The following is an 11,469-nucleotide window of genomic DNA, read 5'->3' as shown; positions in this document are numbered from 1 at the left end:
GCTTGCCGACACTCCGTCCTTCCCATGGCCTTGTGCCAGGGCCAGCGCCGGTGGTCGCCACCCGCTTCGGGCGAATCGCGGTGATGGTCTGCTACGACCTGGAGTTTCCCGAATGGGTGCGCCTGCCGGCGCTGTCCGGCGCACAACTGCTCTGCGCACCGGTGAACTGGCCGGCGGCACCGCGTCCCGAGGGCGAGCGGCCGGGCGCGGCTGGGCGAATGAAAAAGGGCGCGGGCCAGTATCGGCGCCGCGCCCTTTTGCCGGAGGAGAACCTTATTCCAGTTCGGCTGCGCTCTCTTCCTGGCGTTTCAACCCGGTATGACTGATGGCGTGCAGAGCGGTATTGAACTGTACGGTCTCGTTGAAACCCTTGACGATCTGCGCCAGCTTCTCGCGGGCGCTTTCCAGCTTCTTGAAGCGCTCGCCGAGTTCCAGGCTGCGCTGCTGGACGCTGGCTTCGCGCTTTTCCAGTTCGGCCTGGCGCAGGTTCTGCTGGCTGCGCAACTCTTCGAGGCGTTCCTGCTCGATCTGCAGTACCTCGGCTCGCCGCGCGCTGCTGCGCTCGCGGGCTTCGACGCTTTCCGCGAGTTGTTGCAGGGCCGCGCTGCGCTCGGCCAGGAGACGGTTGCTTTGCTCGGTTTCCCGCTCCAGCGCCTGGCGGTCGTCCTGCAGGCGCTTGTGCCACTGGCGGAGCTGCTTTTCCTTTTCCTGCAATTGCCGCTCCTTCTCGTGCAATTGCGTCTGGAGCGACTCCAGCGACTCCTGCTGCTTGAGCGCTTCCTGCTTCTGCTGGCTCAGTTGCTGGGCCATGCCGGCGAGGTCGGCCAGGGTGCCCTGCACGTCCTGTAGCAGATGCTCGGTATCGTTGCCGATATCGAGCGCGGTATCCGTATCCACGTGGGCTTCATCCTCGGGTTGGCGAATGACGGCGGCGGCCTGGGTGGGCGCCTCTCTGGCGTCGGCCTCGCCCTCGGCGCCGGCCAGGCGTGCGGGCGGCACCCGGAGGCGCAGCGACAGGCTGGGGACCCTGGCCGATACCGGTTCAGGCGCGGGTGCGGAAGCGGCGAGGGGGGAGGGGCTCGGGGGCATGGAGGATTCCTCGGCGGCGTCTGGAGACGGAAGGTTGGCGCTGCCCGTGGCATCGGCGGCGTGCAGCGCGGGGTGGAGCATCTGCGCCAGGTCGGCAAGCTCCTCGCGAAGATGACTGGCGTTGTCGACGAAGGCACCAATGGCCTCGGCATCCGCTACCTTGGCGGACTGCTCCGCATTCGCCGGGAACTCGGCTGGCGCCCGACCCTCGGGCGCTGCCGTTTCCGCCTCCGGCCGCAGCTCGGGCTCGACGCATCCGGCCTCGGTGACGGTTTCGTCTTCCGCCGCCTCGGGCTCGTCGATGGGCTCCGCCGGCCCGTCCGTGGCCTCGTCCGCATCGTCCGCGGCGAAGACATCGGGAGCGGCGTCTTCGAAAAGGGCCTCATGGACGAGCGGCGGGACGTCCGCGCAGGGTTCCTCGCCATCCAGGGCGGGGCCGTAGCCATGGGGGGACTCGAAGGTGACGAGCTTCATCACCCACTCGCGCTCGAGCACCAGGGAGCGGTGTTCTTCCCGCCGCGAGGGGGCGATGGCCGCGTCCTGCAGGTCGATGAGGTGGTAGGCCAGGTCGCTGGTCCGGCGGTTGCCGGTGGTGGCTTCGCGGACCAGTTGGCGGAACACCTGGATGGCCGCCTCGCAGGCCTCGTCGGTGTCGAGGCGGCCCAGGCGGAAGCCGTCGTCGGTCTTGAACAGGCAGGCGATGTAGACGCGTGAGTCGTTTTCGTCGACCTGTTCGTTGAGGCTGTAGGCGATGAAGTTGCGGTCGCTGGCGGGAATGGCGAAACCACACAACAAGGCCGCATTCAGTTCCGTCTGCTCGGCAGTTTCCACACTGATGGTTCGAAGAAGCATAAGCCCTGGAGATCCCGTTGGTGCTTGAAAGGTGTAACGGGCGAGGGTACCGGGAGCTATGGGCGAGGTAACTTGGACGAGTCCTATTGCCTTGTAAGAAAAATCTTGAAGATTTTACTGCGCGCCGTTCCCAGGGCACCGCGCAGGCTCGTCCGCTCGTACGGGGGCGGCGCGCTTCAGCGATCCGCCATCAGGACGACGATGGCCTCGGCGACGAAGTCGGCATTGCGCTCCAGGGTCTGCAGGTGGTTCATGACGACATCGTAGGTTTCGCCGCCTTCATGGCGCTTCGCCCAGATCGCCAGCTCCTCCAGGGCCATGCCGAGGGCACTCTGGTTCTGGTTGAGACGGCAGAGCAGGGCGACAGTCAGGTCGTGATCCAGCATGGCGGTACTCCTGATCCTGAAAAACTCAGCGTAGACCCCCTGGCGCTCCGCCGACACGGAAGCGGTTCACGAAAAGACGAAGCGGTTCAGCCGCTGCCGACGAGGTGGCCTGCGTTCGTGGCCGGTGCCCACGGCGCGGCGCTTGCGACGGTCCCTGGCAGCTTCGGACCGACCTGGCAAGGGGACCTATCCGAACGGCGAGGGTGGCCCGCGGTGGTGGCGCGCCGCATGGCCAGTTCCCCATGCCGCCTGGCTATACTGGCGGCGCGGGAACAAGACGCCGTCCATGAAGAGCGTCCCGGACCCGAACGTCGCGCTTCCTGTCATCTCCGCTACCTATCTTTCGTTCTTCTGCCGCGAAACGGCTTTCGGAAGCAGGCTGCCGGCGGTCGTTCGTCGCGCCGTCCCGGGGTTTCCCTGCCCGTGCCGATCCGACCCGTGTTGCCAGCGAGGGGTATGTACGCAATGTCCGTGACCGATGCCAGTTTCCCGATCATCAACTGGTCGAAGGCGATGCCTTCGCTGCGCCAGCTGATGTATTTCGCCTGTGTCGCCGAGTACGGCAGCATCGGCCAGGCCGCCGAGGTGCTGCACGTTTCGCAGCCGTCGCTGTCGCGGCAGATCCAGGCGCTCGAAGTGCACATCGGCGAGGCGCTGTTCGTCCGCGGTCCGGCCGGGGTGAGCCTGACCGAGGTGGGCAGGGTGGTGCATTGCCGCGCGGTGAAGATCATCGCCGAGGCCAAGGCGCTGACCCGCGACATCGGCGACGGCGACGACCGCCAGTTGCACATCGGTTTCAGCCGCTACCTCGATCCCGGCTGGTCCGGCGAGCTGGCTCGGCAACTGAAGGAAGCGCGGGTGTGCAGCGCCGTTTCGCCATCCTGGGCGCCATCGCTGGACCTGCTCAGCCTGGTCCGCGAGTCGTCCCTGGACGCGGCGATCATCGGCGCGCCGCCGAAGGTGGTGCGCGAATACGAGCTGATGGAGATCGGCAGCTACGAGCACGTCATCGCCCTGTCGGAAACCCTGCACCGGCGACTGGCGCCCGACTGGTCGCTGAACGACCTGATCGGCGAGCCGCTGCTGGTACCGAAGGACTCGCTGTTTCCCGCCTACAGCCAGTTCATGAACGATGCGATGGATGCCGCCGCCTTCGCGCCCCGGCGCAGCGTGCGGCCGAACGACCTGAGCATTCTCCTGGCCCAGGTCGCCAGCGGCGACGGCTTCGCCTTCCTGCCGTTGTCGCTGACCAAGTTCGCCTATCCGGGGGTGGCCTTCACCGCCTTGCCGGCGGCGGTCAACGAAGGTTTCCGCCTGCCGGTGGGGCTGGCGGTGTCGCCGACTTCGCGGCTTCGCGCCAGCGACGCCCAGTTCGAATGCTTCGTCGAGACCGCGCGGCGGGTCGCCGCCGGTTGAGGGAGGGAGGCGGCCGGGAGCGCCGGCCGCGCAAGGGGCTTCAGAGGGTCTTCATGTACTCGACCAGGGCGCGGCGCTGCTGCTCGTTGAACTGCGCGTTGCCGTAGTCGTGGCCGCCATTGGCGTTGCCCGGCTTGCCGCTGTCGAAGAGGAAGCGGTTGGCGCCGCCGGCATCGGTGATGTAGCCGACGTTGACCGGGTCGAACTCGACGCTGCCGGTATAGAAGGTCCGCGGCCGCAGGTCCGGCGGCAGCAGCAGATCGTAGAGGGTCGCCACCGAGCCGTTGTGCAGGTAGGGCGGGCTGGCCCAGATACCGTTCAGCGGGCGCGCCTTGTAGGCCATCAGGTCGCTGGTCATCGCCAGGCACTGCTCCAGGCGCTGGGCCTTGTCGCTGCCGGCCGCGACGTTTTCGGCCAGGAGCAGGGCGCCTGGCGCGTCCGCGGCGGTCGCTTCGGCGCTGTCGGCGTCGGGGCTGTCCGGCACCGGACTGATCAGCGGCGGCAACTGCCCGTCGAAGATGCCCAGGGCGGCGGTCTGGAAGGCACCCAGGGCGACGCTCAGGCCGCGCGCGGCCAGGGCCTGGACCACCACTTCCTGGAGCACGTCCACCGCATAGGCCTGCTTGCCGTAGAAACCGCGCTGGCCGGTGCCGACGAAGGACAGGTAGGGCTTGCCGCGCACGTAGCCGGTCTTCAGCTGGGCGATGCTGTTGCAGGCGGTCCACGGGTCGGTACCGATCGGCGCGACCTCGCCGCGCGCCTGCAGGTGGGTGAGCACGGTCTTCACCGGGGTCCGCAGGTCGTTGCGGTCCAGCGGCGTGTGGCAACTGGAGCAATGTTGCCGGTACAGCTCGCGGCCCTCGGCGACCCTGGTCGGCTCCGGGGCGCCGAACAGCTGGTTCGGCCAGGCCGGCGGCTTCAGTTGGCCGAGCTGGTCTTCGATGCGGATCAGGTTGTCGACGTTGATGCTCGACGGGTAGCCGATGTGCAGCGCCGACTGGATCGGGCTGAGCACCTTGACGTCGGCGAATACCCCGACCGCCTCGCCGGCGTTGCGCGCCAGGGCGCCGACGTCGAACTTGCGGTTGTCGATGTCGACCACGTTGATGTGGTTCGGGTTGAAGCCGGTCCACTGCACGCGGTCCAGCTGCGGTACGTTCCACAGGAACGGATAGCTCACGGGGGCGTCCTCGGCGCCGTAGATCTGCTCGTCGGCGTGCAGTTCGTAGCCCACCGAGTTGAAGATCGAACCGATGGCGTCCAGGCGGCCCGGGCCGAACTCGGGATCGTGCGGCAGGTTGAAGTGCGAGCCGTCGCGCAGGCGCACGATGGTGGCGTCCAGGGCTGCTTGCAGGCGCGCCTTGTTGGCGTCGTTGTAGCCGCTGACCAGGCCGTCGGCGCCGAGCACCTTGCGGGCGAAGCGCTCGAACTTGGCGGTGTCGGCGCGGGTGCTCTGCAGGGCGCCGAGGATCTCCAGCTGGAAGCCGGCGAGGTCGCCCATGGTCTGCCCGCCGTAGACGGTCAACTGGGTGCCCTGATAGCTGATGTGCGAGGTGTGGCACATGCTGCAGGTCGGTCCGACCCAGGGTTCCCTGGAGCCCTGCAGGGCTTTCCAGCGCAGCTTGGTGAAGGTCAGGTCGCTGTCGTCGCTGCGGTCGACCGCGTAGCCCTGCACCACCTTCACGCTGGAACCGCCGAGGGTGTGCGGGACATAGCCGTACTGGCGGATCAGCGCGTCGGACATCAGCGGTTCTTCGCTGGCGCGCTGCTCCAGCGCCACCAGCCAGGCCAGCGGCAGCATCCGCGAGCCCTGGCCGGCTTCCAGCCAGGCGGTCTTCTGGGTCTGGTTCCAGCCCTGGTCGAGGTCGACGCCGCTGTCGTCGGCGAATGCCGGGGCACCGGCGAGGACGGAAAGGATGGCAAGGCTGAGTCGCGATAGGGTCATCGGGCGGTTCTCTCTATTGGGCATGTGGGCGGGGCCGGCTCACAGGGTCTTTAGGTATTCGAGCAGCGCCAGGCGCTGGCTTTCGTCGTACTCGCGGGCGAAGTCGTGGCCGGCGTTGGAGTTGCCTTCCAGGTGGGTGTCGAAGAGGAAGGCGTTGTCCGGGCCGGGCCCGGTGAGGTAGCCGACCCGGCTCGGATCGAACTCGTGGCTGCCGGTGTAGAAGGTGGTCGGCCGTTGCTCCTGGGGCAGCAGCAGGTCGTACAGCGACGGCACCGAACCGTTGTGCAGGTAGGGCGCGGTGGCCCAGATGCCGTTCAGCGGGCGAGCGATGTAGCCGAGGAACGGATGCTCGGTGTTCAGGCAGTAGTCCTTGCGCGCACTCTTGTCGGCGGGGACTTCGCCGGCGGCGAGGCTCTGCGCCTGGCTGCCGGCCGGGTCGCCGCCGGCCAGCAGCAGTTGCCCGGTGGGAAGCGCTTGCAGGCTGTCGGAGCCGGGCAGGGTCTGCTGCCCGGTGACGATGGCGTGGATGATCTCGGCGATGCCGTCGGCCAGCTGGCCTTTCTTGCCGAGCATGATCTGGAACACCTCGGGGACCTGCATGTCGGCGATCTTCGAAGTCCGCCCGACGATGCCGACGCCGCTGGGGGTGCCGAGGGACGGTCGGAACAGGCCGAAGTAGTTGCCGCTGGGGCTGCTGAAGGTGAAGGTGTTGCAGGCCATCCACGGGTCGGTGCCGATCGGCGCGTCGTCGCCATGGGCCTTCAGGCGCACCTGGCGGACCTTGATCGGGGTTTGCAGGTCGTCGCGGCCGATGCTCGCATGGCAGGCCGCGCAGTTCTCCTCGTAGAGGCGCTTGCCCTGGGCCAGCCTGGCGCTGTCCGGGGCGCCGAACAGCTGGCTCGGCCAGGCCGGCGCCTTGAGCTTGTGGATCAGGCCCTCGACACGGGTCAGGTTGTCCACGCGGATGCTCGAGATGTAGCCCTCCAGGCCGGACAGCGGATGGCTGACCACGTCGCCGTAGTCGCCCTGGACCACGCCGATGTCGCCGGCCAGGTAGCCGAGGTCGAAGACCTGGCCGTTGAGGTCGAGGACCTTGACGTTGGGCACGAATCCGCTGGATTGCAGCTTGTCCATCTGCAACGTGTGCCACAGTGCCGGGAAGCTGGTCGGCGCGTCGGTCGGGTTCGCTTGCAGGTGACGGGCGCCAGAGTTGATCGCCGCGCGGTTGAGTGACTGGCCGGTGGCGTCGAGGCGCCCCGGGCCGGGTTGCAGGTCGGTGGCGGACATGCTCAGCAGGGTGTCGATCAGCGCCGCGCGCTTGGCCAGGGCGGCCTTCAGCAGGTCGCGGTTGGCCGGGCTGTCCTCGCTGCCGAGGACGTTGCCGGCGAAGCGCGCGAACTTGTCGCCGTCGTCGCTGGTGCGGCGCAGCGCGGCGAGCACTTCGTCGAAGATCGCCTGGACGTTGGCCAGGGTGGCGCCGGCGTCGACGGTCAGTTCGCTGCCGCGGTAACTGATGTCGGTGGAGTGGCAGCCGGCGCAATTCAGCCCGACCCAGGGTTCGCTGGACGACTGGCGGGCTTTCCAGCGCAGGCGGGTGTCGGAGAACTGGCTGTCGTCCTGCTGGTCGAGGGCGAAGCCGCGCGGCAGGCGCAGTTCGCCGCCTTGCCAGTTGCGCAGGGGAAAGCCGAGGCGCCGGGCGTTGTCTTCGGAGAACAGGCGCTCCTCGCTGTCCGGACGCTCCAGCGCCTGGGCCCAGGCCAGCGGCAGCAGCCGCGAACCGAGCGAGGCGTCGTACCAGGAGGCGCGTTGCTCGGCGTTCCAGCCTTGCTCGAGCTGGATTTCGGTGGCGACGGCAGGGCTGCCGGCGCTGGCCAGCGCGGCGGCCAGCAGGACCCGCGAAAAGGTCGGATGCATCGTGTTCCCCTCATGGCTGACGACGTCTGCGTCCCCACAGGGCAGAGCGATGCAGTGCGCTCGATGGCTGGGCGTGCCGCCACTTCGTCCCTGACGGGAGCGCGCCGGCCGCGGCGCGCCGCGGGCCGGAACGTCCGGTTGAGCACTACGCTACGGAGTCGCGGCGGCCGGCGGGTAATGCTTTTTGTGCGACGGAAAAGGTATGGGGAACGGAACCGTCCGGTCCGGAAAGGGCGCGCCGGTCGGGCTTCGCCCTGCGCGCCAGGTTCGCAGGGCGGAGAGCGCCTAGGGCGTTGCCCGCTCTATCGGACAATCCCTGCCGGGCTTGCGGACGAAGACCAGGTAGAGTGCGCTGAGCAGCGCGAGGAACGGTACGCCGAAGACCAGGGTCATGCGGAACGCCTCGGTGAAGAAGGTGGTGACCAGGATCGCCGCCATCAGCGCCAGGCCGAGCAATGTCGACCAGGGCGCCAGGCGCATGCGGAAGGCCAGCGGCGCGCCGCCGTGGCGGGCGCGGTGGCGACGGAAGCAGAGGTGGGTGAAGAAGATCATCAGCCAGGTGAAGAGGGCGCCGAACATCGACACCGCCATCATCAGGGTGAAGGACTGCTCGGGGTAGACCAGGTTGAGCAGGGTCGCCAGGGCGATACCGACGCTCGACAGCAGCAGCGCGTTCAGCGGCACGCCCTGGCGGCTCAGTTCGCCGAGGCCCTTCGGCGCGTGCCCCGCGCGCGACAGGCTGAACATCATCCGGGTGGTGATGTAGAGCTGGCTGTTCATCGCCGACAACGCGGCCACCAGCACCACGAAGTTCATCACGCCGGTCGCGCCGGGCAGGCCGATCGCCTGCATCACCGTGACGAACGGGCTCTGGCTCTGCCCGGCCTGGTCCCAGGGGACGATGGCGAGCATCAGCGCCAGGGTCAGCAGGTAGAACACCACCAGGCGCACGATGGTCGAGCGGAACGCCGACTTCACCGCCTGTTCCGGATGCTCGGCCTCGGCGGCGGCGACCGCGATCATCTCCACGCTGAGATAGCTGAAGATCGACACCACCACGGCGATCCACATGCCTTTCAGGCCGTGCGGGAAGAAGCCGCCGTGGGCGCTGTAGTTGTGCACGCCGTAGGCCGGGTTGGCGGAGCCGAACACCAGGTAGGCGCCGAGCAGGATGAAGGCGACGATGGCGGCGATCTTCAGTGTCGAGAAGCAGTATTCGAAGTTGCCGAAGGCTTTCACGCTGCTGGCGTTCAGGCCGATCAGCAGGGTCGAGAAGGAGATGATCCAGACCCATTCCGGGATACCGGCGAACCAGTACTTCATGTACATGGCCACCGCCGTGACCTCGGTGCCCACCGCCAGGACGATGGCCGCCCAATAGGCGTAGCGCACCAGGAACCCGGCCAGCGGGCCGACGTAGTGCTCGGCGAAGGCGCCGAACGAGCCGGGGGTGGCATGGGCCACGGTCATTTCCGCCAGGCAGCCCATCAGCAGCAGGGTGATCAGCGCGCCGATGGCATAGCTGCGCAGGACGCTGGGGCCGGCGAAACCGATGGCGAAGGCGCTGCCCATGAACAGGCCGGTGCCGATGGCGCCGCCGATGGCGATCATGCTCATCTGCGCGGCCGAGAGCCGCCGTTGCAGGCCCTGTTCGCGGCGCGAGATGGCCTCGAAGCCCTGGGGGTCGTTCATCTGGATGTCCTCTGGAATCTTATTGGGGTTCTTATGAATTGCCGAGGGAACGTCGGTGGCGATGTGCGGGTGCCGGTCGCGGGCTCCTGTGCGCGAGAGCGGTGGGTGTTCGTGGGCCGCCCCGGGAATACCGGCGCGGCCCGCGCGAGCGGGGCTCAGGTCACCTTGTGCCGGACCTGGTAGCGCGGCTCTTTCCAGGCTTCGCTCTGGAGGATTTCCAGCAACGCCTGCACCGCATCCCAGACCTCGACGAAGCGGGTGTACAGCGGGGTGAAGCCGAAGCGCAGGATGCCCGGCTCGCGGTAGTCGCCGATTACCCCGCGGTCGATCAGGGCCTGGACGATGGCGTAGCCCTGGGCATGCTCGAAGCTGACATGGCTGCCGCGCCGGGCATGCTCGCGCGGGGTCACCAGGGTCAGGCCGAAGCGTTCGCAACGGCTTTCCACCAATTCGATGAACAGATCGGCGAGGGCCAGCGACTTGTCGCGCAGGCGCTGCATGTCGGTCCGGGCGAAGATATCCAGGCCGCATTCGACCAGGGCCAGCGAGGTGATCGGCTGGGTGCCGCAGAGGAACCGGGTGATGCCTTCGCCGGGCTGGTAGCGCGGCTCCATGGCGAACTGGCGAGAATGACCGAACCAGCCGGACAGCGGTTGCCAGACACGCTCGCGCAGGCGCGGCGCGACCCACACGTAGGCCGGCGAGCCGGGGCCGCCGTTGAGGTACTTGTAGGTGCAGCCGATGGCGTAGTCGGCCTCGGCCGCGTGCAGGTCCAGCGGCAGCGCGCCGGCCGAGTGGGCCAGGTCCCAGATCGCCAGGGCGCCGTTTTCGTGGACCAGGCGGGTGACCTCGCGCATGTCGTGCAGGTAGCCGGTCTTGTAGTTGACATGGCTGAGCATCACCACCGCGGTATCCGCGTCGATCGCCGCCGGCAATTGCTCCGGGTCATCCACCAGGCGCAGCCGGTAGCCGCGCTGGAGCATGTCGGTAAGGCCCTCGGCGATGTACAGATCAGTGGGGAAGTTGCTCGATTCGGAAACGATCACCTTGCGCCCTGGCGCTTCTTCCTCCTGGATCCGCAGGGCGGCGCTGAGCACCTTGAACAGGTTGATCGAGGTGGTGTCGGTGATCACCACTTCGCCAGCGCGCGCGCCGATCAGGGGCGCCAGCTTGTCGCCGAGGCGCTCCGGCAGGCCGCGCCAGTCGGCGCTGTTCCAGCTGCGGATGAGGCCCTCGCCCCATTCCGCGGCGACCACTTCGGCGGCGCGCTCCACGGCGGCCCGGGGGCGGGCGCCGAGGGAGTTGCCGTCGAGGTAGATCACGCCGTCGGGCAGGGCGAACAGTTGGCGCAGGTCGGCCAGGGGATCGCCGGCGTCGAGCGCCAGGCAGTCGTCACGAGTGGTCATCGGTTACTCCGCGGTAGGCAGGGCGCGCAGCACGGCACGCACCGGGCTGGCATCGAGGTGGGTGAATTTCAGCGGCAGGGCGAGCAGTTCGTAGTCGCCGGCGGGCACGTCGTCGAGGACCACGCCTTCGAGGATCGCCATGCCGTGGCGGCCCACCGCGTGGTGGGCGTCGAGGGTCTTGGAGTGCTGGGGGTCGAGCGACGGGGTGTCGATGCCGACCAGCCTGACGCCGCGCTCGGCGAGGCACTCGATGGTGGCCGGAGCGATAGCGCAGAAGCCTTCCGGCCAGTTCGCCGGGACCCGTTCGAAGGTCCGCAGCAGCACCCGCGAGGGCAGGTCGTCGAGCTGGCCGGCGAGGTGTTCGGGGGTCACCAGCGGGTTAGCGCCGATGCAGTGGATCACCCGGCACGGTCCCATGTAGACGTCCAGCGGCACCTGGCCGATGGGCAGGCCGTCGGCGCGGTAGTGCAGGGGGCCGTCGACGTGGGCGCCGGTATGCGGCGAAAGGGTGATCCGGCCGACGTTGACCGGGCACTGCTGGTCCAGCCGCGCCGCCCATTCCTGCTGGAACGGCGTGTCGCCGGGCCAGGTCGGCGTGCTCGGATCGAGGGCGGGACTGATGTCCCAGTAGCGGAGCGAAGTCATTGTTTTTCTCCGGAAATCCAGCGAATGATAATGAACGAGATTTCGGAGAATTTTCGTGCGAAATGCAAGGTCGCATGGCAATCTATTCGCATAAAATTCGAAGATAGCTATTAATTCTGATAGG

General features: G+C 67.9%; 8 protein-coding genes and 1 pseudogene. 2 read left to right on the top strand and 7 right to left on the bottom strand.

Annotated features, from left to right (window positions below; translation table 11 throughout):
* Positions 1–41: 41 nt before the first annotated feature.
* A pseudogene (locus VQ067_RS15480) lies at positions 42–245 on the top strand (nitrilase-related carbon-nitrogen hydrolase); the annotation flags it as partial.
* A 28-nt stretch (positions 246–273) separates the two neighbouring features.
* Here the strand turns inward: VQ067_RS15480 and VQ067_RS15475 are convergent.
* Both VQ067_RS15475 and VQ067_RS15470 read right to left on the bottom strand, forming a co-directional pair.
* On the bottom strand, positions 274–1,941 hold the full coding sequence (locus tag VQ067_RS15475; protein ID WP_034064926.1) for a hypothetical protein: 1,668 nt from the start codon (positions 1,939–1,941) through the stop codon (positions 274–276).
* 176 nt (positions 1,942–2,117) lie between these two features.
* A complete protein-coding gene (locus tag VQ067_RS15470; protein WP_003088759.1) occupies positions 2,118–2,327 on the bottom strand; it encodes a hypothetical protein in 210 nt (69 codons plus the stop codon).
* 513 nt (positions 2,328–2,840) lie between these two features.
* Between VQ067_RS15470 and VQ067_RS15465 the strand changes: the two genes are divergently transcribed.
* The gene (locus tag VQ067_RS15465; RefSeq protein ID WP_003128663.1) at positions 2,841–3,743 is read left to right on the top strand and encodes a LysR family transcriptional regulator; all 903 of its coding nucleotides are present in this window, start codon (positions 2,841–2,843) and stop codon (positions 3,741–3,743) included.
* 40 nt (positions 3,744–3,783) lie between these two features.
* Here the strand turns inward: VQ067_RS15465 and VQ067_RS15460 are convergent, their stop codons facing one another.
* The 5 genes from VQ067_RS15460 to kynB all read right to left on the bottom strand — a co-directional run bounded on the left by VQ067_RS15460 (position 3,784) and on the right by kynB (position 11,345).
* Positions 3,784–5,688, bottom strand: a complete 1,905-nt coding sequence (locus tag VQ067_RS15460) for a 10S-dioxygenase (protein WP_003128661.1) — start codon at positions 5,686–5,688, stop codon at positions 3,784–3,786.
* A 39-nt stretch (positions 5,689–5,727) separates the two neighbouring features.
* Positions 5,728–7,602, bottom strand: coding sequence for a (7S,10S)-hydroperoxide diol synthase (locus VQ067_RS15455; RefSeq protein ID WP_003128659.1), 1,875 nt, complete (start codon positions 7,600–7,602; stop codon positions 5,728–5,730).
* Positions 7,603–7,887: 285 nt separating this feature from the next.
* Complete coding sequence (locus VQ067_RS15450; RefSeq protein WP_033989892.1) at positions 7,888–9,294, bottom strand: amino acid permease; 1,407 nt, start codon at positions 9,292–9,294, stop codon at positions 7,888–7,890.
* Between the two features lie 155 nt (positions 9,295–9,449).
* Positions 9,450–10,700, bottom strand: a complete 1,251-nt coding sequence (kynU, locus tag VQ067_RS15445; protein WP_003128656.1) for a kynureninase — start codon at positions 10,698–10,700, stop codon at positions 9,450–9,452.
* A 3-nt stretch (positions 10,701–10,703) separates the two neighbouring features.
* A complete protein-coding gene (gene kynB, locus VQ067_RS15440) occupies positions 10,704–11,345 on the bottom strand; it encodes a kynurenine formamidase KynB (RefSeq protein ID WP_003128654.1) in 642 nt (213 codons plus the stop codon).
* Between the last annotated feature and the right edge of the window lie 124 nt (positions 11,346–11,469).

This window comes from Pseudomonas sp. KBN12P06040, assembly GCF_037574965.1.
GTDB lineage: Bacteria > Pseudomonadota > Gammaproteobacteria > Pseudomonadales > Pseudomonadaceae > Pseudomonas > Pseudomonas aeruginosa.
The sequence above is the reverse complement of the archived record's forward strand: the minus strand, read 5'-3'. Positions and strand labels throughout refer to the sequence as shown.